Annotated in this window: 20 protein-coding genes; 14 read left to right on the top strand and 6 right to left on the bottom strand. The window is 37.8% G+C overall.

Annotated features, from left to right (window positions below; translation table 11 throughout):
• Positions 1-10 precede the first annotated feature (10 nt).
• Positions 11-1036 carry a sensor histidine kinase gene (locus tag ACOVQ4_RS15700; protein WP_421821572.1) on the bottom strand — a complete coding sequence of 342 codons (1026 nt, stop codon included), beginning with the start codon at positions 1034-1036 and terminating at the stop codon, positions 11-13.
• Positions 1037-1115: 79 nt separating this feature from the next.
• On the opposite strand from ACOVQ4_RS15700, the gene ACOVQ4_RS15695 reads away from it, so the two are divergent.
• Both ACOVQ4_RS15695 and ACOVQ4_RS15690 read left to right on the top strand, forming a co-directional pair.
• Positions 1116-2615, top strand: coding sequence for an NADH-quinone oxidoreductase subunit N (locus tag ACOVQ4_RS15695; RefSeq protein ID WP_421821571.1), 1500 nt, complete (start codon positions 1116-1118; stop codon positions 2613-2615).
• Positions 2616-2747: 132 nt separating this feature from the next.
• Entirely contained in the window at positions 2748-4487 is a 1740-nt protein-coding gene (locus ACOVQ4_RS15690; protein ID WP_421821570.1) for a M3 family oligoendopeptidase, read from the top strand.
• An 81-nt stretch (positions 4488-4568) separates the two neighbouring features.
• Here the strand turns inward: ACOVQ4_RS15690 and rpsJ are convergent, their stop codons facing one another.
• The 4 genes from rpsJ to ACOVQ4_RS15670 all read right to left on the bottom strand — a co-directional run bounded on the left by rpsJ (position 4569) and on the right by ACOVQ4_RS15670 (position 8782).
• On the bottom strand, positions 4569-4874 hold the full coding sequence (gene rpsJ, locus ACOVQ4_RS15685; protein WP_095167108.1) for a 30S ribosomal protein S10: 306 nt from the start codon (positions 4872-4874) through the stop codon (positions 4569-4571).
• A 149-nt stretch (positions 4875-5023) separates the two neighbouring features.
• Positions 5024-5734: a pseudouridine synthase gene (locus ACOVQ4_RS15680; RefSeq protein WP_421821569.1), complete on the bottom strand. Its 711-nt coding sequence runs from the start codon at positions 5732-5734 to the stop codon at positions 5024-5026.
• An 82-nt stretch (positions 5735-5816) separates the two neighbouring features.
• Positions 5817-7910, bottom strand: a complete 2094-nt coding sequence (gene fusA / locus ACOVQ4_RS15675) for an elongation factor G (protein ID WP_421821568.1) — start codon at positions 7908-7910, stop codon at positions 5817-5819.
• Positions 7911-8224: 314 nt separating this feature from the next.
• Positions 8225-8782 carry a hypothetical protein gene (locus ACOVQ4_RS15670; protein WP_421821567.1) on the bottom strand — a complete coding sequence of 186 codons (558 nt, stop codon included), beginning with the start codon at positions 8780-8782 and terminating at the stop codon, positions 8225-8227.
• 960 nt (positions 8783-9742) lie between these two features.
• Between ACOVQ4_RS15670 and ACOVQ4_RS15665 the strand changes: the two genes are divergently transcribed.
• The 6 genes from ACOVQ4_RS15665 to ACOVQ4_RS15640 all read left to right on the top strand — a co-directional run bounded on the left by ACOVQ4_RS15665 (position 9743) and on the right by ACOVQ4_RS15640 (position 18434).
• Positions 9743-10966, top strand: coding sequence for a 4-hydroxy-3-methylbut-2-enyl diphosphate reductase (locus tag ACOVQ4_RS15665; RefSeq protein WP_421821582.1), 1224 nt, complete (start codon positions 9743-9745; stop codon positions 10964-10966).
• A gap of 211 nt (positions 10967-11177) precedes the next feature.
• Positions 11178-12248: an FAD-binding oxidoreductase gene (locus ACOVQ4_RS15660; RefSeq protein WP_421821566.1), complete on the top strand. Its 1071-nt coding sequence runs from the start codon at positions 11178-11180 to the stop codon at positions 12246-12248.
• A 526-nt stretch (positions 12249-12774) separates the two neighbouring features.
• Positions 12775-14667: an amidophosphoribosyltransferase gene (locus tag ACOVQ4_RS15655; RefSeq protein WP_421821565.1), complete on the top strand. Its 1893-nt coding sequence runs from the start codon at positions 12775-12777 to the stop codon at positions 14665-14667.
• A gap of 143 nt (positions 14668-14810) precedes the next feature.
• Entirely contained in the window at positions 14811-17039 is a 2229-nt protein-coding gene (recQ, locus tag ACOVQ4_RS15650) for a DNA helicase RecQ (RefSeq protein WP_421821564.1), read from the top strand.
• The gene (locus tag ACOVQ4_RS15645; RefSeq protein WP_421821563.1) at positions 17020-17463 is read left to right on the top strand and encodes a transcription elongation factor; all 444 of its coding nucleotides are present in this window, start codon (positions 17020-17022) and stop codon (positions 17461-17463) included. The genes recQ and ACOVQ4_RS15645 overlap by 20 nt, the downstream gene beginning before the upstream one ends.
• A gap of 35 nt (positions 17464-17498) precedes the next feature.
• Positions 17499-18434, top strand: coding sequence for a sugar phosphate isomerase/epimerase family protein (locus ACOVQ4_RS15640; protein WP_421821562.1), 936 nt, complete (start codon positions 17499-17501; stop codon positions 18432-18434).
• A 38-nt stretch (positions 18435-18472) separates the two neighbouring features.
• On the opposite strand, the gene ACOVQ4_RS15635 is transcribed toward ACOVQ4_RS15640, so the two are convergent.
• Positions 18473-18799: a DUF721 domain-containing protein gene (locus ACOVQ4_RS15635; protein ID WP_421821561.1), complete on the bottom strand. Its 327-nt coding sequence runs from the start codon at positions 18797-18799 to the stop codon at positions 18473-18475.
• Between the two features lie 58 nt (positions 18800-18857).
• Here ACOVQ4_RS15635 and ACOVQ4_RS15630 point away from each other — a divergent pair, with 58 nt between their 5' ends.
• The 6 genes from ACOVQ4_RS15630 to ACOVQ4_RS15605 all read left to right on the top strand — a co-directional run bounded on the left by ACOVQ4_RS15630 (position 18858) and on the right by ACOVQ4_RS15605 (position 23091).
• Positions 18858-19265, top strand: a complete 408-nt coding sequence (locus ACOVQ4_RS15630) for a hypothetical protein (protein WP_421821560.1) — start codon at positions 18858-18860, stop codon at positions 19263-19265.
• A 304-nt stretch (positions 19266-19569) separates the two neighbouring features.
• Positions 19570-20412, top strand: a complete 843-nt coding sequence (locus tag ACOVQ4_RS15625) for a MotA/TolQ/ExbB proton channel family protein (protein WP_421821559.1) — start codon at positions 19570-19572, stop codon at positions 20410-20412.
• Positions 20413-20516: 104 nt separating this feature from the next.
• The gene (locus ACOVQ4_RS15620) at positions 20517-21125 is read left to right on the top strand and encodes an ExbD/TolR family protein (protein WP_421821558.1); all 609 of its coding nucleotides are present in this window, start codon (positions 20517-20519) and stop codon (positions 21123-21125) included.
• Between the two features lie 116 nt (positions 21126-21241).
• Complete coding sequence (locus ACOVQ4_RS15615; RefSeq protein ID WP_421821557.1) at positions 21242-21757, top strand: ExbD/TolR family protein; 516 nt, start codon at positions 21242-21244, stop codon at positions 21755-21757.
• A 249-nt stretch (positions 21758-22006) separates the two neighbouring features.
• Positions 22007-22723, top strand: coding sequence for a TonB family protein (locus tag ACOVQ4_RS15610; protein WP_421821556.1), 717 nt, complete (start codon positions 22007-22009; stop codon positions 22721-22723).
• Positions 22724-22809: 86 nt separating this feature from the next.
• Positions 22810-23091 (top strand): hypothetical protein, encoded by a 282-nt coding sequence (locus ACOVQ4_RS15605; RefSeq protein ID WP_421821555.1) that lies wholly within the window; start codon positions 22810-22812, stop codon positions 23089-23091.
• The last annotated feature ends 5 nt before the right edge of the window (positions 23092-23096 follow it).

Below are 23096 nucleotides of genomic sequence, written 5' to 3'. Positions count from 1 at the left end.
ACAAAAAGCTTTAGAATGGCATTACTATAGTAGCAAGAACGGTATCCTCTTCATTCGTAATCGAAAATGAAGCCTTCGTACCATAATGAAGTTCAAGGCGTTTTCTAAGATTGTCTAGCCCAATACCATTGGCACTTGTACGAGGCTGGGGGTTATATTGTCCTGTATTTCTAACTTTAATGATTACATCGTGCCCAAGAGTGTGAATATCAATTTGAATAAGGCCTCCATTTTTAGTTTTCGAAATACCATGTTTTACTGCATTTTCGATGAGTGTATTCAACGACATTGAAATGATTAATATATCATCAATGTTTTCCTGAATATTAAATTCATATCGAAGACGATTGTCAAAACGTACCTTTTCAAGGGCTAGATAATCCTGAGCTAGTTTTACTTCTTCGCTAAGCATAGCTTTTTGCTGGTCGCCGAGATTGAGCGAAAGGCGTAATAGGTCTGAAAGCTGCATGATAGCATCACGAGCTTGACGGCTGTCGCTTATGGTGAGGGCTTTGATACTGTTTAGGGCATTAAACAAGAAATGAGGATTGAGTTGTTTTTTAAGATTTTCAAGTTCAACGACTTTTAACATTTTCTCAGCGGCTAGTATTCTTTGTCTACGACTTTCGTGCACTTGCACAAATCGGTAGAGATGGTAAAACAAAAACCATGGAATTACGAGCCAAATATTATCAAAAACAAAAAAGAAGCTATCCATCTCATCGATTTCTCCATGCAGGTATCGACTACGATTGTAGAAAAAGAAGTCAGTTAAGGCAAAACAAGTGCCAATTGTAAAACTTCCAAGCAACGGAAATACGATAAATTGTTTTGAAGTAAAATTTTCGGGGTCATAACTTTCATGAATATAGTTGTAAAGATGGCTAATTCCCATCCCCAAAATCATATAGGTACAAACGTAATATAATCTGTACAAGGCGCTTTCATGGGTTAGTTCGCTATACTTCAAAGACGTAAGTGTTACGAATGACCAACTCATAATCTGTATTACCCAATAAAACGTGTTTCTCTTCATGGTTATCAATTAGCTCTGATGAGTAAATATAATTAAAAATAAACAAAGGCGGAAATTTCATTTTCTGTGTAGAATAAAGATGACAAATATTTTGGACTTAAAACAGCAGCTTTTACAAATACTGAGTAGCTTTGGTATAATTACACCAGAGGCATTTTTGGCAGGTGTTTTTGTTATATTTATCATCGCAGACTTAGTTATTACTAGGCAGTCCTCCAAGCTTATTGTCTCAAATCCTTCCTCTGTAAGTTTTACTTTTGTTGCAATAATCGTATTATTGATTAATTTGTATCAAGTCATAGACCAATTTACGTCGGTTAATGATACTTTTTTATTCGATAAAATGCTTTTTATTGATGCTAAAGCTATCTTTTTTAAGGCATTGATAAGTCTTTCAGGTATCTTGATGCTTCTGCACATTTATATCAACAAGTACCAATTTCCCAACGAGTTTTATGCTATAGCGATTGCTATGATTATTGCATTACAATTGATGACTATGTCTGTCAATTTATTGATGATTTATTTGGCAATCGAAATGGTATCTTTACTATCTTATATTTTGACAACCATCAATAAAGATAAAGTTGGTGCAGAAGGCGGTATCAAATATCTTATTTTTGGTGCTACCTCATCAGCGATTATGTTATATGGTATGTCATTACTTTATGGCATGACAGGCACACTGTCTATTACTTCGCCAGATTTTAGCAGAGGGCTTACTCAAGTAGACGAGCTGGCTACCACTGTGGCGGTGGTCATGACACTTTCAGGTTTTTTGTTTAAGCTTTCAGCAACTCCTTTTCATATTTGGACGCCAGATACCTATCAGGCTGCACCAACGCCAATTGTTGCGTTTTTCTCTGTAGCGCCAAAAGTAGCTACAATGCTTGTTGCGCTTAGATTTTATATGGCAATTCCCAACGATTTAAGACTAATTACCGGTGTTATAGCCTTGGCTACAATTACGTTTGGTAATTTTTCGGCCTTGTGGCAGAGCAACGCCAAACGATTACTGGCCTATTCTACGATTGCACACTCGGGTTTTTTGTTGGTTGGATTAGTTGCTTTGTCTGAGCTAAGTGTCAAAAGTATTGTATTTTATTTAGTTACGTATCTTTTTGCCAACTTTGCAGTGTTTTATTTAATTGATTTACTGGCGGTATATTTAGGAACAAAAAAAGATTTTGACATTGCACATATCAAAGGGCTTGGGCGTAAAAATCCAGCTTTAGGTGTGTTAGTATTAATTACATTAGTCTCGTTGGCTGGATTACCTCCAACAGCAGGATTTTTCGCTAAATTTAATATATTTTCGTCACTTTGGGAAGCTTATCAAAAGGCAGATAGTCAAAAGAATATTTTATTGTTGCTGTTTATTTTTGGCTTATTTAATACCGCTGTTTCCTTATTTTTTTACCTCAAAATACCATTTTATTTGTTTTTCAAAAACGCTGAGCAAGAATTTGATGCATCTATTTCTACAGGTCAGTATGTTTTGGCGTGTATTTTAGGTATGCCATTGTTGGGATTTTTCTTCAAAGCCGACTGGTTAATGAATTTGATTGCATTGTTGTAGAAAGTTTACTAGTTTAGTTGGTGGTAAATTTCTAGAAGCTGTAACAAATAATGCATCGGGTATGTTGAAATAACCAAAAGTGTTTTGTTTTGATCCAACTGCTTATAGGCATAACAATCTTAATCAATAATTATGACTGCTACAATATCGACTACTCCTCCAGCTCGTACCTTTCTGGGAGATAATTTTGAATTGACCAATGTAGAAAGTGTCAAGCCTTTTTATGAAAATTTGGTAGAAAGACCGATAGATACGCTCCAAGAATTTAAGAAATTTCTGAAAGATCGCTCAGAATTGGAAAGCTATCTTTCCGAAAATTTTGCTTGGCGCTACATCAAAATGACTTGTGATACTACCGATAAGGAAGTAAAAGCACATTTCGACCAGTTTGTTTCTGAGATTCAGCCAGAGCTAGCAAGCTATGATGATACGCTGAATAAAAAGACCTTAGAAAGCCCTTTTTTAGATATTTTGACTACGGAAGGCGAGGCAGCTGAAGCTTTTTATATTACATTTCGAGGAATCAAAAAAGCTACGGAAATCTTCAGAACCGAAAATATTAATCTTTTTACTGAGGTTCAAAACCTTTCAAGTGAATACCAAGGCACTGTAGGGGTAATGACTGTTGAGATAGATGGTCAGACTAAAACTTTGCAACAAGCGGGAGTTTTTCTTGAAAATGCCGATAGGGCTATTCGCGAAATGGCTTATCGCAAAATCCAAGAACGCCGTATTCAGGATCGTGATAAATTAGATGAAGTATTCAATAAACTCAAAACGGTTCGTCATCAGATTGCCTTGAATGCGGGATTCGAAAACTTCCGTGACTATTCGTTTGCTTCCTTAAAGCGCTTTGATTATTCACCAAAAGAGTGTTTTGATTTTCATGAATCTGTCGCAGAAACGATTGTTCCAATCTTGAATCAATTGGCTGAGGAACGCAAAGCAACATTAGCATTAGATTCATTGCGTCCTTGGGACAAAGGTGTAGATGTAAAAGGACGTCCAGCTTTGCATCCCTTCAATGGAGGTGAAGATTTACTCAACAAAACTATTGAGTGCTTTAATCTTCTTGATCCTTTCTTAGGCGAATGTTTGACCTTGATGAAGCAAATGGGACGTTTGGATTTGGAGTCGAGGGTAGGTAAAGCACCAGGAGGATACAATTATCCGCTTGAAGAAACGGGATTTCCGTTTATTTTCATGAATGCCTCATCACTGATGCGTGATGTGATTACCTTGCTACATGAGGGCGGACATGCTGTTCATTCGATTGTTACAAAAGATTTAGCCTTGAATACTTTCCGTAACTTTCCGTCAGAGGTAGCAGAGTTAGCCTCTATGTCGATGGAGTTGATTACGATGGATTACTGGCATGTGTATTTTGATAATGAGGAAGATTTACGTCGTGCAAAGATACAGCACTTAGAAGATATTTTGAGTACCTTACCTTGGGTAGCTACTGTAGATAAATTCCAACATTGGATTTACGAAAATCCTACCCATACTACCGTAGAACGTACACAGGCATGGCTTCGTATCTATGAACAATTTGCTGATTCGGTTACTGATTGGTCGGGTTTGGAAGCTTACAAATCAAGTATGTGGCATCGACAGTTACATATATTCGAATTACCTTTCTATTATATCGAATATGGTATTGCGCAGTTGGGAGCTATCGGCGTATGGAAAAACTACAAAGAAAATCCACAAAAGGGCTTAGAGGGCTATTTGAATGCATTGAAATTAGGATATACCAAACCGATGGCATCGGTTTATAATGCGGCAAATATTCCGTTTGATTTTTCAAAAGAGCATATTGCCTCATTGATGACATTTTTGCAAGCCGAACTAAATGCGCTGAAAAACTAAGAATTATTGACTGGTGTACAACAAAAATCCCATCGAGACTTGGTCTAGATGGGATTTTTTATGATTTGGAATCAAGGCAAACTACACTTTGATTTCAACGTCAACACCTGAAGGCAACTCTAATTTCATCAAAGCATCAACTGTTTTTGGAGATGATGAGTAGATGTCGATTAGACGCTTGTAAGTACACAATTGGAATTGCTCACGAGCTTTTTTGTTAACGTGTGGTGAACGCAAAACTGTGAATTTTTCCACTTTTGTAGGCAAAGGGATAGGGCCTGAAACAACAGCACCTGTAGCCTTAACAGCCTTCACGATTTTCTCAGCCGATTTGTCCACTAAAGTGTGGTCAAATGACTTCAATTTGATTCTGATTTTTTGATTCATCTGAATTGGTACGTTATGGTAAAACCAAAGCCGAAAGTACCATTTGCTTCGGATTTGGGACTGCAAAATTACTGATTTACAAGTTATTGAGCAAATGCTAATCTAGATATTTTTATAAAAACAAAATGGGGTATCGCTTAATGGTGTATCTATTGCTGTTCGATAAGCAAACCATTAGTTGAAATTCCAATCTTTTGTAGAATTTCCAAGAACTCATTTTGCATGGGTGCTTCAATCAATAATGGTTTATTCGTAATAGGATGGGCAATCTCCAACGATGCTGCATGAAGGAGCATGGTATTTAGTCCAAAATGCTGCTCAAACATCTTATTATGTTTGCATTCGCCATGAGTTTTGTCGCCAATAAGATAATGGCGTAATTGTGCAAAATGCCTACGTATTTGGTGCATACGACCTGTTTCGGGGTATATTTCTGCCAGCGAATACCTGGATGTTGGATAGCGACTTACTTCTATGGGTAGCTCAACTCGTTGTAAACACTTAAATCGAGTTAGTGCTTCTTGCATATCTCCATTGTCTTTGGCTAGTGGCCTATCTGTAAATCCTTCATCGGGTAAATATCCTCGCACAAGCGCCCAATACTTTTTTCGGGTAGTATGGTTCTCAAATTGTTGTTTGACCATTTTGTCAACCTCTTTATTCAAGGCAAATAATAGTACGCCACCCGTTTTACGGTCAATTCGATGACATGGACTTACCCAAACGCCCAATTGGTCTCGAAGTAGCTGTAAGGCAAATACAGTTTCTTCGGCCGCAATAGGCGAACGATGTACCAACAAATTATGAGGCTTATTGATAGCTACAAGATATTCGTCTTGATAAAGAATGGGGAGTGTCATTGACATAGGAGATAAATAAAACCGCCCCCACGACAAGTCGAGGAGGCGGTAGCTTATATACAACTAGCAAGCTAGCGTGTTATTACAAACCTTTTGCTTTTTTCACTACTTCGTCAGCAATGTTTTGCGGAACGAATTCATAGTGAGAGAAAGTCAAGTTAGCTGTAGCACGACCAGAAGACATTGTACGAAGGTCAGTTACATAACCGAACAATTCAGACAATGGAATATCTGCTTTCAAGATTACAGCACCTTGTTTTGAATCCATACCTTTCATCATACCACGACGACGGTTCATGTCACCTGTGATAGGACCAGTGTATTCATCTGGAGTAACAACTTCAACAGCCATGATAGGTTCCATCAATTTAGCACCTGCTGCTTTTGCTGCTTCTTTGTAACCCATACGAGCAGCCAATTCGAATGACAACGCATCTGAATCGACATCGTGGAATGAACCATGGAACAAACGAACACGCATTGAATCCATTGGGAAGCCTGCCAAAGCACCATTTTTCATAGCACCTTCAAAACCTTTTTGGATAGCAGGGATAAATTCTTTTGGAATCACACCACCAACGATACCGTTAATGAATTCCAAACCTTCTTTACCATCTTCTCTTGGTCCCATTTCGAATACGATATCGGCAAATTTACCTTTACCTCCTGATTGTTTTTTGTAAACTTCACGGTGTTCAGTAGTTTTTGTCAATGCCTCTTTGTATGCTACTTGAGGAGCACCTTGGTTTACTTCTACTTTGAATTCACGACGCATACGGTCGATGATGATTTCAAGGTGAAGCTCACCCATACCTTTGATGATAGTCTGACCAGTTTCTTCGTTAGATTCAACTTGCAAAGTAGGGTCTTCCTCAATCAATTTACCAATAGCTTTCGAGAAGTTATCTTGGTCAGCAGTTTTCTTAGGCTCGATAGCATAACCGATAACTGGGTCAGGGAATACCATTGATTCAAGAACGATAGGGTTTTTCTCATCCGAAAGGGTATCACCAGTTTTGATGTCTTTGAAACCTACTACCGCAGCAATATCACCAGCCTCCAAGCGCTCGATTGAGTTTTGCTTGTTTGCGTGCATTTGGAAGATACGAGAGATACGCTCTTTGTTTCCAGAACGGTTGTTCAAGATATAAGAACCAGCCTCTAATACACCAGAGTAAGCACGAACAAAACACAAACGACCTACATAAGGGTCAGTTGCAATTTTAAATGCCAACGCTGCAAACGGCTCTGAAGTAGATGGTTTACGAACGATTTCAGCATCAGTACGAGGGTCTGTACCTTTGATAGATTCTTTATCTAATGGAGAAGGAAGAATCGCCATTACATAATCCAACATTGTTTGAACACCTTTGTTTTTGAAAGATGAACCACACAACATAGGAACGATTTTCATTGAGATAGTAGCTTCACGAAGAGCAGCCAAGATTTCATCTTCAGAGATAGATTCTGGGTCTTCGAAATATTTCTCCATCAATGTCTCATCAAATTCAGCTACTGCTTCCAATAATTTCTCACGGTATTCTGTAGCTTCTTCCAACATATCATCAGGAATAGGTACTACTTCAAAAGTCATACCTTTATCATGCTCATTCCACTTGATACCACGGAAGTTTACTAAGTCAACTACACCTTCAAATTTATCTTCAGCACCGATAGGCAATTGAAGAGGTACAGCGTAGCTACCTAACATTTCTTTTACCTGACGGCAAACGTTCAAGAAGTCCGCACCCGAACGGTCCATTTTGTTAACGAAACCTAAACGTGGTACGTTATAGTTGTTAGCCAAACGCCAGTTAGTTTCTGACTGAGGCTCAACACCATCAACAGCACTGAACAAGAATACAAGACCATCCAATACACGCAATGAGCGGTTTACCTCTACTGTAAAGTCAACGTGACCTGGAGTATCAATAATGTTGATATGGTATTTCTCATCTCTATAGTTCCAGTTTACAGTAGTAGCTGCTGAAGTAATAGTAATACCACGCTCTTGCTCCTGCTCCATCCAGTCCATAGTAGCAGCACCGTCGTGTACCTCACCAATTTTGTGGCTTACACCAGCATAATACAAAATACGCTCAGTAGTGGTAGTTTTACCAGCGTCAATGTGGGCAGCGATACCAATGTTTCTTGTGTATTTTAAATCCCTTGCCATTTTAAATGTTGATTATTTAGTTTTTTTTCGTTCGTCATTAGTTGGCTAGTTCTTCTCGCAAATTTCTAATATTCAATTATTAATGAATTTGACATGACTAACCATCTTAAAATCAGGGTGCAAAATTACTGAATCTTAGCGAAATACAAAAATTATCACGATAAGTTTTCATTAATAAAGCCAACAAATGTGTTTTTGGATTAATCCAAGATTATTTCGAGCAACAAAAAACGCTTGTCGCAACTGCAACAAGCGTTTTTGTATCACCTAACCACTAAATATATTTTGTCTACAAAAAGCTACCGCTTTTGTGTTTACTGAATTCTTGCCTTAAATTTTGACCATGATAACTGTGCTTGTTCGCCCTCTGAGTTATTGGCCATAATAATAATTTCGCCCTCAATCTCATCGTCCGTTAATTTGACAATGTTTACACGACCAACCCCATTGAGCAAACCCTCGGCGTTTGGAAGTGATGCCTGATAAAAATTACTGAGGTCTCTGTATTGATCTGCATCTTTTACAATATTTCCAGTGTTTTTGTGTAAACCATTTCCCGGAATAAAAAAAGTGGATGCCTTATCTACATTATACAACTTTACATAAACAGACTCAGATGTACTATCATCGGTGGCCATTATCGTAATACTATTTCCACCTCTTTCATTGAGTTTTTTTACAACTACTTTGGATGTTTTGAAGGAATGCTCCTGATTGGCTTCAAAACTTATATTTCCTCTAAAATAACCCTGCGTACCTTGGTTGAAGTCTGCCACTCCATGACTAAATGATATTAAGCTAGCAACGAAGCAAAGTAAAACTCCTAATAGCATCATCGGGTTTCGGAAGAAACGCCTTGTTCTGATTTTCATGAACTTATATTGTTAAGTGTACTTATGTGAGTACTCTTACTGTTTGTAGTTTTTAAAAATACGTACCGTGTAAATATGCTGTTTGCAGTAGAGTTGTATTTTTTTTATCTATCAACAACAAAAGTAGAATACTAAAATTATTTTATCAATAGGAAATCGAATACTTTAGAGTTAAAGTTATTAAACGGTTGTTTTTGATATTTACCAAACAATCGTTAGAATACTGACGATTCCTTTTATGGTGACGTAGAAAGTGCTCAAAAAGTTACAGTAAAATAAGAAAATATTTTTAAATTACCTGTAAGTTATTGTTTTATAGTTGTTTAATTGTAAGCTGTAAGCTTGCGGTATTTAAGAAGTACAAGGTAGGTTAGTGAAAAATAATATAACAATTCTCTAAATATTCAATAGTGATATTAATAAACAAGCAATATTTAATACAAACTTAATATGAGTAGCTAATCAAAATAGTAGGGATTTGAGCAATCATCATTTTGAGTTAATGTAACTAAGATACTCAATCATCAGAGTTGGATTTTTCGAACTAATCTTGTTATAAAATGTGTTCAAAATTATAGAAAGATGTTTTTTCCTAATCCTTGAAAATAAGGCCAAAGCATGACCTATATTTTTTTTATAAAAACAAGATACATGCCATTGTGAAAATATCCGTAATACAACCATTATCTTTGATGTACTTTTCCTAAAAATCCTCAAGGACTAAAGGTTTGTGTATTACAGCAATTATGTCTAACAGTACCAAAAACAATCACTGAAAACCGGTGTTTGTGAGATTTTACAATTTTTTTGTGATAAAACGACAATTTTTAAAACTGTTAGGCCAAAAACTAGTTTATTAAAATGGAGTTATTTACCAAATCTCCCGTTATGGAAGCACAACGTGCGTCAAACTCAGGTGCTGAGTCTGTTGGTCTGGAGGCACGCAAAAAAATGAAGAAAATGAAGTCTTTTCAAATACCAGAACTCTACAAGAGTAGTATCATTGGAGGAATCAAAGAAATACGTCGCCAACGAGACAAGCTAAAAAAGGATTTCACGCCTACTATGCTGGATTGTGGCTCTGTACGTTTTTTGATATCAAGGCATTTTGGCTTTTGCTATGGTGTTGAAAATGCGGTAGAAATTGCCTATAAGACCATAGATGAAAACCCCAATAAACGTATTTTCTTGCTTTCGGAAATGATTCACAATCCTGATGTGAATGCCGATTTGGTAAGCCGTGGCGTTCAGTTTATTATGAATACCTCTGGTGAGCAACTCATTGATTGGAATACCCTTACAAGTGAAGATGTCGTAATTGTGCCTGCTTTTGGTACTACCCTCGAAATACAGCAAAAACTAGCTGATATTGGCATCAATGCCTATCAGTACGATACAACTTGCCCTTTTGTTGAAAAAGTTTGGAATCGTGCCTCTGCTATTGGTCAAAAAGATTACACTATTGTGGTGCATGGTAAACCTTCACATGAAGAAACTCGCGCTACTTTTTCTCATGCCAAGCAAAATGCTCCAACGGTTGTAGTAAAAGATATGAAGCAAACGGTTGAATTAGCCAAATATATCACTGGTGAAAAACCTGCCGAAGACTTTTACACAGAATTTAAAGGACAGTATTCGGAAGGTTTTGATATTTTGAAAGATTTAAAACGAATTGGTGTCGTAAATCAAACAACCATGCTGGCGTCTGATACACAGGCTATTGCTGATTATTTGAAAAACGTCATGCGTGAAAAATATCATGTAGATGGAATCGATATCACGGCTTATTTTGCTGACACACGCGACACACTTTGCTACGCTACAAACGACAATCAAAGCGCCACTTACGGGCTTTTGGAAAAAGAGGCTGATTTAGCGATTGTTGCAGGGGGATATAACTCGTCCAATACTTCTCATTTGGTGGAGTTGTGTGAACAAAAGCTCCCTACTTATTTTATCTCTTCTGCCGATAAAATTTTGTCCGAAAATCTTATTAGTCATTTTGACCTTCACACAAAAAGTGAAAAAGTCAGTGATAACTTCTTGCCAAATAAAGATATCACTACCATAATGCTCACTTGTGGAGCATCATGCCCCGATGCAGTTGTCGAGGCTATACTCTTGCGACTGTTGTCGTTTTTCCCAGATACTAAAAATGTAGAAGAGGTAATCGCTCGACTTTAATGTTGTTATTACTTTTTATCCATGCATTAGGGAAAATTATCCTTTGATACCCCAGTAGATTGCTGTAGTTTTGTGACCGAAAATATCCCAAAAGTTCTATATTCGAAAATTGAACTTTTGGGATATTTATTCATTGTAATGACTTACATACAATACTATCGATTGACTTTAATGAAGTTGTTATCGTATTTTTTAAACTGTTATATCTTAGATGAGTGCAAAATATTTTCATTTAACTGTAAAGGAGGTAATCGAAGAAACTCCAGACACCAAGACTTTCTCATTTTGGCATCCGATTCATCAGGCAGTAAGTTATAAAGCGGGCCAGTTTTTGACACTAATTCCTGAGATAGATGGCAAAAAAGTTCGCCGTAGCTATTCAATGTCTAGTTCACCCAACAAAGATGCGTCTATTGCTGTAACCATCAAGCGAGTACCTGGTGGCTTGGTGTCAAATTACCTTTGTGATCATTTGAAGGTTGGAGATGCAATCGAGATGATGGAGCCGATGGGCCATTTTGTGATTGAGCCCAATCCTACTAAGTCTCGTGTGGTTGTATTGTTTGGGGGAGGCTCAGGTATTACACCGTTGATGTCTATTGCAAAATCTGTTTTGCCAGTAGAAACCGAAACCAAGGTATATTTAGTGTATGGCTCGAGAGATGAAGAAAATATCATTTTCAAAAAGCAATTAGAAGAATTAGAAAAAACATATCAGGGGCGCTTTAGAGTATTACACGTACTAAGTCAACCTTCTTACACATGGACAGGTTATAAAACGCGCATTAATCAAGCCTCGGCAGTAACGTTTTTGAAACAAGATTTTGGACTAGATATTGCCAAGGCCGAATATTACTTGTGCGGACCAGAAGGTATGATGGAGCAAGTAGAAAATGCGATTAGAATTTTTGGCGTAACCGACGCTCAAATTCATAAAGAACATTTCTTTAGTGCTCATGATTCTGCGGCCAACGAAGCTGAAGAAGAAGAAGAAGGTGGAAGCCTGAAAGAACAAATGGTCACTATCCAATACGAAGGAGAAGATTATCAAGTATTGGTAAAACCACACGAAACTATCCTCGAAGCAGCACTTCGCGAAGATATCGATTTGCCGTATTCATGCCAAGCGGGTATGTGTACAGCATGTATGGGCAAATGTTTGAGCGGAAAAGTTAAGATGGATGAAGAGGATGGTTTGACAGACAATGAAATCAAACAAGGCTATATCTTGACATGTGTGGCTCACCCAGCTTCCTCGGGAGTAGTCATTGAAATTGAATAAATTATCGAGGACAGTTATCCATTTTTTTATAGAGTGTGGATAACTGTCCTAAATAATGAGAAAAATCTACTAAAGTGATTGATATTTCAGTATTTATACTTAACTAGGAACTTATTTACATAGAGTATTGTATCGCAATTATAACTAAAGTTGGTCGCTTACCGAAAACCATTAGTAGTTTTCCAAAATAGCTTGTAGCTTTGAATTGTAATGTCAAAAACGAAAGTCTTTTAAAAACCTGTAGAAAATCTCAGATGAAACTATAAGTAAATAAAGATTTAATTTTCAATAACCATTAAGTATCAAATTCTTACTTTATCATTCGAAAATATGGCACAAAAATTCTTGGTAATCTCAGAATTTTCTACCTAATTTTGTTTACTGAAAAATAACCCATCGTTAACCCTCTATTAATCCGAATTTTATTGCGATAAATAACCGAACCACTTTAATCAGTATAATTGGTTTCAGGAGTACTATTTTTAAATAATACTCAACAAACGCAAAATAACTACCAAGTAAAGTCATGTCTGACGCAATCAAACACGAGTGTGGCATTGCACTCATCCGTCTCCGAAAAGACTATCAGTACTATATCAATAAGTACGGAACACCCCTGTATGGTATCAACAAGCTTTACCTGATGATGGAAAAGCAAGTAAATCGAGGCCAAGACGGTGCTGGTGTAGCCAATATCAAAATTGATGTACCCGCAGGGCATAGGTATATTAGTAGATACCGTTCTGTTGAGCAAAATGCCGTTGCTGATATCTTCGGAAAAATTTACAAAAAGTTTCGTAAAGGCCTAAAAGACCATAAGGACAAAGCTAGAGACGCCAAATGGCTACAAGAAAATGTGGCATTCTCTGGTGAAGTATTTTTAGGACACCTGCGCTATGGTACCCATGGTCAGAACGAGATTGAAAACTGCCACCCAATGTTGCGCCAAAGCAACTGGAGAAGTAGAAATTTGGTAGTTGCTGGTAATTTCAACATGACTAATGTAGAAGAACTTTTTACGAAGTTAATCTCCTTAGGGCAGCATCCCAAAGAAAAAGTGGATACAGTGACAGTAATGGAAAAAATTGGTCATTTCTTAGATGAAGAAAACCAACGTCAGTTTGACTTCCATAAACACAGTTACGAAAACCCAGAGTTGTCTGACGTAATAGAAGACAATATTGATTTGCAAAGAGTATTACAGCGTTCATGCCGTGATTTTGATGGTGGATATGCTATGTGTGGTGTGACAGGACATGGTTCTGCTTTTGTAGCTCGCGACCCAGCAGGTATTCGTCCCGCTTATTGGTATGCCGATGATGAAGTGGTGGTTGTAGCCTCAGAAAAACAAGCTATTAAAACTTCGTTTAACTGTAATTATGAAGATATACAGGAAGTTCAGCCGGGTCATGCTTTGATTATTGACAAACGTGGTAACTATTCTGAAAAGAAATTTATTGAGCCTCTCGAAAAGAAATCTTGTAGCTTCGAAAGAATTTATTTCTCGCGTGCTTCAGATCCAGATATTTATGCCGAACGTAAAGAGTTAGGACGTTTGGTAATCCCTCAAGTACTTCAAGAAGTAAATTACGACCTCAAAAATACGGTATTCTCCTACATTCCAAATACTGCCGAAACTGCTTTCTTGGGTATGATTGAAGGCTTAGAAGACTATCTTGCCAAAGAGCGTAAGAAGGCCATTATGGGTGGTGGCTTGGCAGAGGAAACCTTGGAGGAATTATTAACCTTCCGTCCGCGCGTCGAGAAATTGATTTCTAAAGATGTAAAACTTCGTACTTTCATTACAAACGATGCCGATCGTAACGACATGGTGTCGCACGTGTATGATACTACTTATGAGGTAATCAAGAAAGGCGTAGATAATGTAGTATTGATTGATGACTCGATTGTGAGAGGTACAACGCTAGAACGCTCAATTTTGAAGTTGTTGGATAAGTTAGGGCCTAAGAAAATTGTTATCGTTTCTTCGGCACCACAAATTCGCTATCCAGATTGCTACGGTATAGATATGTCTAGAATGAAAGACTTCGTAGCCTTTCGTGCGGCTTATGAGTTGTTACAAGAAAGACACATGGAGGAGGTTCTTGAAGATACCCTAGGGCGTTGCGTAAGTGCATTTGAGATGGGTACAGCTCATACTCAAAATTTTGTAAAAGCCATTTACGAACCATTTACTAATGAGGAGATATCTGCCAAAATTGCAGATATCGTAAAACCTTCAGACTTGAAAGCTGAATTAGCTATTGTTTATCAAACTGTAGAAAGCCTTAATAAAGCTTGTCCTTATAACTTAGGTGACTGGTATTTTACAGGCAATTTTCCAACACCAGGAGGTAACAAAGTAGTGAATAAAGCTTTTGTGAACTTTATGAAAGGTGTAGAAATCAGAGCTTACTAGTTTTTGTAAAATAAAAATATTTCCAAGAGCGGGTAAATACGTACAGTGTTTGCCCGCTCTTATTTTGTACAAGCCTCCAACTTGATTATCCTAAAACCAAACATTTGCTAACTTTGTATTGAAGATGTAAAATTCTACACGTTATGTTTTCAGACATCTTCATCATCGTTCACTATTTATATTTTGCTAAAATGGCATTGACAAAAGAACAAGTACTCAAGCAATATTTTGGGTATGATAAATTTAGACCTCTTCAGGCTGATATAATTGATTGGGTCTTGTATGGGCAAGATTGTATGGTATTGATGCCAACTGGAGGCGGAAAATCTCTATGTTTTCAAGTACCAGCCTTGATGATGCAAGGAATTACCATTGTAATATCTCCGCTTATTGCATTAATGCATGACCAAGTACAAGCCCTTCAGGCTAATGGTATTCCTTCGGCTTATATCAACTCGTCGCTCTCGGGAGCTGAGCGATCTGCCATTGAGCGACAGTGTAGAGCAGGAGAAATAAAACTACTCTATATTTCTCCCGAAAAACTTTTCTCTTCAGGTTACCTAGATTGGGTGAAATCTCTCCAGGTTAGTATGGTTGCTGTGGATGAGTCGCACTGTGTATCGGTTTGGGGACATGATTTTAGGCCTGAATACACGCAGTTGCATCAATTGAAATCTGCTTTGCCACATGTGCCGTTTATGGCCTTGACTGCTACAGCTGATAGAGTTACTAGAAAAGATGTCCTCACACAAATAGGAATTCCCGAAGCTCGTGTTTTTATAAGTTCATTCGACCGCCCCAATTTATCATTATCTGTACAACCAGGACGAAATCGCTTGAAAACGATTCAGAAGTTTATTCAGGAACGCCCTCGAAAAGCAGGCATTATCTATTGCTTAAGTCGTAAAAATACAGAACAGTTGGCCGACTCGTTACTGAAAGTAGGAATATCTGCCCGATGCTATCATGCTGGTATGAGTACCGACGAACGCGCCAAAGTGCAAGATCAGTTTCTGCGTGACGATATTCAGGTTATATGTGCAACGATTGCATTTGGAATGGGAATCGACAAGTCCAATGTTCGTTGGGTAATGCACTATTCTTTACCAGCCAATATCGAAAGTTTTTATCAAGAAATTGGTCGTGCAGGTCGCGATGGCGTCAAAGCAGATACCTTATTGTTTTATTCTTACAACGATTTAGTTGTCCGAAAGGATATGCTCGCCCAATCTGAGTTGCCTCCAGAAATGAAGGAAGTTCAATTGGCTAAATTGGATAGATTAAAGCAATATGCCGAGGCCGAAATCTGTCGAAGACGTATTCTTTTGAGTTATTTTAACGAAGAAGTAGACAAAGATTGTGGCAACTGTGATGTTTGTAAAAACCCTCCAGTTCGGTTCGATGCCTCAGTGTTAGCACAAAAAGCACTTTCAGCCATTGCTCGTACCAACGAAAAAATTGCAATGGGAATGCTGATAGATATTTTGCGGGGTTCTAATAATCGTCGTATTATCGAACATCGATATCACGAAATCAAAACATTTGGTGCAGGACGCGACTTGAAATATGAGGAGTGGGCAGATTATATTCAACAAATGCTAAATTCGGGTATTATGGATATTGCCTATGACGAGCAACACACGTTTAAATTAAACAACACGTCGTGGTCGGTATTGAAGGATGGGAAAAAAGTTCAACTGGTACGTTTTAGACCATTCGAGGAAAAGCAGGCCGAACGTGAAGCCAATGTGGTACCTAAAGAGAAAACCAAACGAGAAATCGTGCGTGATGAATTGTTTGAACGGTTGCGTTTGTTGCGTAAACAAATTGCGGATAGCTTGGATATTCCTCCATTTGTGGTCTTTTCGGATGCAACACTTTCTGATATGGCTCAAAAGAAACCTATATCTCCTGTCGAAATGCTAAATGTTTCGGGGGTTGGTGAGCAGAAGTTCCGACAATATGGCGATGCATTCTTGAAAGAGATAAGTGAATTTCTGAAAACTTTTGACAGGTCACCTGGAGAAAAAGGTGATACCGCAAAGGTAAGTTTTGTATTGTACGAACAAGGCCTCACTCTTGAGGCCATTGCCGAACAAAGGGGCTTGAGTCCGGTAACGATTGTATCTCATTTAGTAAAATTCTTTGAGGAGGGACATCCTGTTGATTTACGCAAATTTGTCACAACAATAGAATACAATACCATTGGACAAGCTATCAAGTCCTTGGGTACTAAAAAAGGAGATCCCGTAAAGCCAGTCTTTGATTTGCTTCAAGGAAAATTTGATTATCACAAAATAAAGATTGTCATGGCATTGCTCGACAAGCAAGTCAATCGATGGTCAAAAAACGATGAAAATACAAGTTATTGAATATATCAAACTACAACTTGATGAGCGTATGCAAGCATCTTGGAATGCTATGCAGGCAGCACAGGCTTCTGCCAATGAAGAAAGCAAAAGCTCGGCAGGAGATAAGTACGAAACGGCACGAGCAATGGGTCAGTTAGATCGCGATATGTATGCTCGTCAGTATGAACAAGCCCGTCAGGAAAGAGTTTTAATAGAAAGAATAGAACCTTTGCATACGCCACTGCATGTGTCCTTGGGAGCGCTTGTACACACAAGTATGGGATTTTTTTTTATTGCAGTTAGTTTAGGTTCAATCAAAGTGCAAGGCCAAACAGTGATGGTAGTGTCGTCTCAATCGCCAATTGGTGCATTGTTGATGGGGAAAGTTGTGGGCGATTCATTTGATTTTAGAGGAAAAAAGCACCAAATTCAACAAATAGCTTAGTCAATATTATCTTACCCTTCATACCAATACTTACTATGATACATCAAACAAGAAGGGATTTTCTCAAAAAATCCTCAATAGGCTTCGCAGGACTAGCTTTGTCATCAGGCGACATGTTTAAAAGTGCTGGCAAACCTTTTTACGAAATATCCCTAGCCGAATGGTCTTTACATAAAACAATCTTCGGAGGCAAATTAAGTAATCTTGATTTTCCTCAATTTGCTAAAAAGGAGTTTGGCTTAGAGATTGTTGAATACGTAAATCAATTTTTTCCAGACAAAGCCAACGATAAAACCTATCTCAAAGAATTGCGAACAAGATCTGTGGAGGAAGGAATCCGCAATCACTTAATCATGATTGATGCTGAAGGTGAATTGGGCGAAGCCAATACCCAAAAACGTAAGCAAGCCGTTGAAAATCACTATAAATGGGTGGAGGCTGCACAGTATTTAGGCTGCCAAACTATTCGAGTGAACTCTAGGGGAGAAGGAGACCCCAAGGAAGTGGCTAGGCGATGTGTAGAAAGCTTGAGAACGTTAAGTGAATTTGCAAAAGCATATCAAATTAATATCATCGTAGAAAACCACGGCGGATATTCGGCTAATGGTGAGTGGTTGGCGGGCATCATGAAAGAAGTCGGTATGAAAAATTGCGGTACCTTACCTGACTTTGGAAATTTCTGTCTGGAGTGGAGCGGAGCCGAGTGGCATAGCGAATGTAAAACACAATATGATCCCTATAAAGGCACGGCCCAAATGATGCCCTATGCCAAAGGAGTGAGTGCCAAGACTTTCAATTTTGACGCCCAAGGCAATGAGCCCAATATTGACTATGTTCGTATGATGAAGATTATCAAACAATCAGGTTTTAAAGGGATTATTGGTATCGAGTATGAGGGAGAAACCTTGACTGAAGTAGAAGGAATTAAAAAAACAATTGCTTTGTTGAGAAAGGCAACAGCACAATTATAAAAAAATCCCTTGTGTAATGACAACACGAGGGATTTTTTTTAAAGAAAAATAACTTCATTAACTAATTCAGCACCAATGGCTTGATTGATTAATTGTAAAATCTTGTTTTTGGCCATTAGTAGTTCGTTTCGCAACGAAGCAGAATCTAACTGAATATATAGTTTAGCCTCTGTGATATATACTTTTGTAGTTCTTGCTGCAATCGGAGCACCCATAATTTGTTCCCAATGTGCTGCCACATAAGTCTCGTCAAACTTTGTACGAAGCTTATAAAACTCAAGCATGTCTTCAATAGCTTCTTTCAGTGAAGAAGAGCTAGTTTTACGTTTTGCGTTTTCTCGATTATATGAATAGTATTGTGCCATATCTGTAAGGAATAATCACTCAAAGGTACGGCGAATAGCTGAAAAAAGTATTAATACAATGAACACATTATTGCTATATATTCAAGTAAAAAATAATCCACTGGAGGTAAAATATAAAAATCCTTTACACGACCTGATTTGTGAGGAGGGATGGCAAAACGAATATGAGTCTTTCGATATCGACAATCACACCGAAAATATCATTCTGAATCAGTTGAAAGGACGTATTGCTACAGTGCCCAATATTTTTGTTTTGATTGAAGCAGACAGCGATGCCAATCTAGGCGGAGTCGGTAATATAATATCAATATTGGCAGACAAATCCTCAAAAGTTAACATACGCCTCGAGGGTAGCCATCCAATTCTTGAAAAATACATGAGTGTTTTTTCTTATCAAAAGTCAGTAATAAATACTTACGAAATAGAGAAAATTGAAACAATCCTTGATAAGATTTACCCGAAATAAGATATTGTTTGAAAGTTTATATATTTTCTTGTAAAAATTAAATTCTTTAAAAAGTACATTAAAAATATTAGATAAGGCTTTAAAATATTACTATAATACAATGTTTGTGTAATAGTGACAGATTTCTTAAAAAAAACTTGATAATGGAGGTATGAGAATTAAAAGAATTTTATGTTAGTTTTGTCATTACTAGAAAACATAAAACAATCGAAATAATCTTTTGTCTTGAAACAGTTTTCTGTAGATTTATTTTAAAAAATCACCTAAAAATTGTTTTTTAACTTAAACCCAAATTACCAAACTAATGAGTACACAACAAGCAAAACCAGCTGCTCCAAAGCCAGCAGCACCAGCAAACAAAAAGTCAGGAGGTATTCCTGCGGGCGTAATCATTTTGATTCTTTTTGCTGTAGCACTTTCTCTTTACAAATTCGTAATGGGAGATCCTTCTCACTTTGAGAACAACAACCCAGACGGACACCCAATTCCAGGTGACTACTTCGGTATCGTTTACAAAGGAGGTATCATCGTACCAGTGTTGATGACATGTTTCTTGATTTCTTTGACTTTCTCTATTGAGCGTTTGCTTACAATTGGCAAAGCAAAAGGAACAGGTGACATCAACGCATTCGTTCGTAAAATCCAAGCTTCTTTGGACAAGGATGATGTTGAAGGTGCATTGAAAGAGTGTGACAAACAAAAAGGTTCAGTAGGTAACGTTACTTTGGCTGCTGTTAAGAAGTACAAGCAATTAACTACAGATGGTTCTTTGGACAAAGAACAAAAATTGGCTGCATTGAGCAAAGAAGTTGAAGAAGCTACTTCATTAGAATTGCCAATTTTGGAGAAAAACCTTACTATTATCGCTACACTAGCGTCAGTATCTACCCTAATCGGTCTATTAGGTACTGTAATCGGTATGATCAAAGCGTTCTCGGCTTTGGGTAACTCAGGTGGTTCAACTGACTCTACAGCTCTTGCAAACGGTATCTCTGAAGCCCTTGTAAACACTGCATTGGGTATCGGTACTTCAGCTGTATGTATCATCGGTTATAACTTCTTTACGTCTAAAATTGACGAATTGACTTATAGCATTGACGAAATTGGTTTGAGCGTTAACCAAAACTTCGCTTCTCACCATAGTTAATAGTTTGAAAATTGGGCAATTTGAAAATCTGAAGAGTTCACTCTTCTGAATCCCAAGATTGTTTTCAAATGTAAGTTTTCTCAAATTTTCAAATTAATAACATTATGCCAAAGGTAAAAGCAAAAAGACAGAGTGTGTCTTTGGACATGACAGCGATGTGTGATGTGGCATTCTTGTTACTCACCTTCTTCATGTTGACGGCCAAGTTCCGTCCTGAAGAAGCTGTTTCCATTACGCCTCCTACGTCGATCTCAGAAAAGCCGCTTCCTGCTGAAAAAGGTACTATTACCATTTCAGTTGCGCCAGATGGTAAAATTTTCTTGGGTGTTGACGATAAGGAAGCACAGCAGATGATGTTGGAAAGAATGGCTAACCGTGTTGGTGTTCCGGTATCGGCTACGATGCAGAAAAACTTTATGGCTTCTGAAATTGTAGGCTACCCTGCTGGAGCAATGAAACAAGTATTGGAAGAAAAACCATCAGCATGGAAAGCTAAAGGATACTACCAAGGTATCCCTTGCGATTCGGCAAACAACGAGCTTTTCTTGTGGGTTACTTATGCTAAGCTAGCAAACCCAAGTCTACAAGTAGCTATCAAAGGTGATGGTAACTCAAATTACAAAGTTTTCAACCAGGTTGTAGGTACATTACAAGAACAAAACATCAACGTTTTCCAGTTGATCACAGGTCCTGAAAACAAACCAAGAAATTAATTAAGTTGTACTCAGTAGTTTATTAACCCTGCCCTGCATTGTGGGGTAGGGTACTCATAACCTTCGAAGCAACTAGATTGATATCCTATTAACAACATTAAAACTACTCAACGACTATGGCAGAAATAGACCAGTCCGGTGGGGGTAAGAAAGGTGGTAAAAAGCGTAGTAAGAAAGCGTCTACCAAGATTGACATGACGCCAATGGTAGACTTAGGTTTCTTGCTTATCACATTCTTCATGCTAACAACTACGTTGGCTAAGCCCGTGACAATGCAGCTTAGTATGCCTGATAAAACTGAGACAAAGGAAACATCTCCTGTAAAAGCGTCTGAAACACTTACAGTGTTGCCAGACGAAAATAAAGTTTACTACTATCAAGGTAAACCAGGTGATGCTACTACAGTCGTTCAAGTAACTGACTACTCAGATCAAGGTATCAGACAAGTATTATTTAGATTGAAAAAAGAAGTCGGACAAAACTTTACCATCGTTATCAAAGCAACTAAAAAAGCTAAGTATAAAAACATGGTGGATATGCTCGATGAGTGTGCAATTACTGATAACAAGCGTTATGCTCTTCTTGAAATCACTCCTATTGATGAGGAAATGATTAAGAAATCAGGCAAATAGGTTAGCACACCAATGAAATTAAAATAAAACTAATAAAATAGTTGTAAAACTAAATAAATAGTTTTATCTTAGTTCTGTGGTTCTGAAAACGAAAAAAGAATTTCAACAGAGTTAACAAAACGAGAAAATATGTCAAACGTAATTAGCCCAAATGCAACGCTTGACGACATAATCTTTAAAGATAAGAATAAGGAATACGGTGCTTATTTTTTGAGAAAGAATTATCAAGCTGTCGTCAAGAGGTCAGTAATGATAGGTTCTGCTCTTTTCGCTGGTGCGCTTGCTCTACCATTTATTATTAGTAGCTTGACGCCAAAAGATAACGAAAAGACAGAGGTGATTGCAGAGGTGATGAAAGTGGCTGAGCCTCCTAAAAAACAGGATACTCCACCACCACCGCCACCACCGCCACCACCACCACCGAAAGATATTCCGAAAGTAACAACTACAAAGTTCTTACCTCCGGAAATCAAACGTGATGAAGAGGTACAAAAACCTGAACCTCCACCAGAGGTAGATAACATCAAAGGTAATACTGCAACAGAAAGCGTTAAAGGTAATACCGATGATATCGCTCCTCCAGTAGATCCAGATGCAAGACCTGCTAAAGAAGAAGCTCCTGTTGAACCACCAAAACCAGTTGAAGAAGAAATCTTTACTGCGGTAGAACAACAAGCTGAATTCCCTGGTGGTATTCCTGCTTTTGCAAAATTCTTGCAGAAAAACCTTAAATACCCTGCTGCTGCTCAACGCGCAAACGTTCAAGGTAAAGTATACGTTCAGTTCGTTGTAAACACTGACGGTTCTATCCAAGGTGTTGAAGTATTGAAGTCAGTAGGTTTTGGTTGCGATGAAGAAGCTGTTCGCGTAATCAAAATGGTTCCAAAATGGAATCCTGGTAAACAGTCTGGTCGTCCAGTTCGTTCAAGATTTACAGTGCCTATCAACTTCGTATTGTCGGAGTAATATGCATTTTTATAGTCTTAAAGTATTATGAAACCTGTCAGGAAACTGACAGGTTTCATTTTTAGAGGGACTTAATTTTTTGAAAGATGCCAAAAAGAGATTCACAAAAATATTATTCGCTTTCAGTAATTATCATTGCTGGGCTTATGTCGATTGCCTATGTGGGTATAGGTGTGTTCCTGATTGTTGTGCCTGATTCAGCTTTTGCTCAGGTATTTTTCCCAAATGTAAAATGGTCTTATGCTTGGGGTGCAATTTTGATAATTTATGGACTCTATAGGGGGTGGCGAGCAATTGAAAAATATAAAGAAGATAACGAGGAGGAAGAGGAGGAAAGTCAGTATCGTTATTATGATGGTAAGAGTTGATAAGG

This window comes from Flectobacillus sp. (assembly GCF_049240685.1).
Taxonomy (GTDB): Bacteria; Bacteroidota; Bacteroidia; order Cytophagales; family Spirosomataceae; genus Flectobacillus.
Note: the sequence above shows the minus strand (reverse complement) of the source record. Positions and strands in the feature narration are given on the sequence as shown.

Bases quoted from the DNA above. Each gene is read 5' to 3' on its own strand.
- ACOVQ4_RS15605 (WP_421821555.1), top strand. From the start codon at position 22,810: ATGCCAAAAAGAGATTCACAAAAATATTATTCGCTTTCAGTAATTATC.
- ACOVQ4_RS15620 (WP_421821558.1), top strand. From the start codon at position 20,517: ATGCCAAAGGTAAAAGCAAAAAGACAGAGTGTGTCTTTGGACATGACA.
- ACOVQ4_RS15690 (WP_421821570.1), top strand. From the start codon at position 2,748: ATGACTGCTACAATATCGACTACTCCTCCAGCTCGTACCTTTCTGGGA.
- ACOVQ4_RS15630 (WP_421821560.1), top strand. From the start codon at position 18,858: ATGAACACATTATTGCTATATATTCAAGTAAAAAATAATCCACTGGAG.
- ACOVQ4_RS15660 (WP_421821566.1), top strand. From the start codon at position 11,178: ATGAGTGCAAAATATTTTCATTTAACTGTAAAGGAGGTAATCGAAGAA.
- ACOVQ4_RS15645 (WP_421821563.1), top strand. From the start codon at position 17,020: ATGAAAATACAAGTTATTGAATATATCAAACTACAACTTGATGAGCGT.
- ACOVQ4_RS15635 (WP_421821561.1), bottom strand. From the start codon at position 18,799: ATGGCACAATACTATTCATATAATCGAGAAAACGCAAAACGTAAAACT.
- ACOVQ4_RS15615 (WP_421821557.1), top strand. From the start codon at position 21,242: ATGGCAGAAATAGACCAGTCCGGTGGGGGTAAGAAAGGTGGTAAAAAG.
- ACOVQ4_RS15670 (WP_421821567.1), bottom strand. From the start codon at position 8,782: ATGAAAATCAGAACAAGGCGTTTCTTCCGAAACCCGATGATGCTATTA.
- ACOVQ4_RS15610 (WP_421821556.1), top strand. From the start codon at position 22,007: ATGATAGGTTCTGCTCTTTTCGCTGGTGCGCTTGCTCTACCATTTATT.
- recQ (WP_421821564.1), top strand. From the start codon at position 14,811: ATGTTTTCAGACATCTTCATCATCGTTCACTATTTATATTTTGCTAAA.
- ACOVQ4_RS15665 (WP_421821582.1), top strand. From the start codon at position 9,743: ATGAAGTCTTTTCAAATACCAGAACTCTACAAGAGTAGTATCATTGGA.
- ACOVQ4_RS15655 (WP_421821565.1), top strand. From the start codon at position 12,775: ATGTCTGACGCAATCAAACACGAGTGTGGCATTGCACTCATCCGTCTC.
- ACOVQ4_RS15680 (WP_421821569.1), bottom strand. From the start codon at position 5,734: ATGACACTCCCCATTCTTTATCAAGACGAATATCTTGTAGCTATCAAT.
- ACOVQ4_RS15700 (WP_421821572.1), bottom strand. From the start codon at position 1,036: ATGAAGAGAAACACGTTTTATTGGGTAATACAGATTATGAGTTGGTCA.
- fusA (WP_421821568.1), bottom strand. From the start codon at position 7,910: ATGGCAAGGGATTTAAAATACACAAGAAACATTGGTATCGCTGCCCAC.
- rpsJ (WP_095167108.1), bottom strand. From the start codon at position 4,874: ATGAATCAAAAAATCAGAATCAAATTGAAGTCATTTGACCACACTTTA.
- ACOVQ4_RS15695 (WP_421821571.1), top strand. From the start codon at position 1,116: ATGACAAATATTTTGGACTTAAAACAGCAGCTTTTACAAATACTGAGT.
- ACOVQ4_RS15640 (WP_421821562.1), top strand. From the start codon at position 17,499: ATGATACATCAAACAAGAAGGGATTTTCTCAAAAAATCCTCAATAGGC.
- ACOVQ4_RS15625 (WP_421821559.1), top strand. From the start codon at position 19,570: ATGAGTACACAACAAGCAAAACCAGCTGCTCCAAAGCCAGCAGCACCA.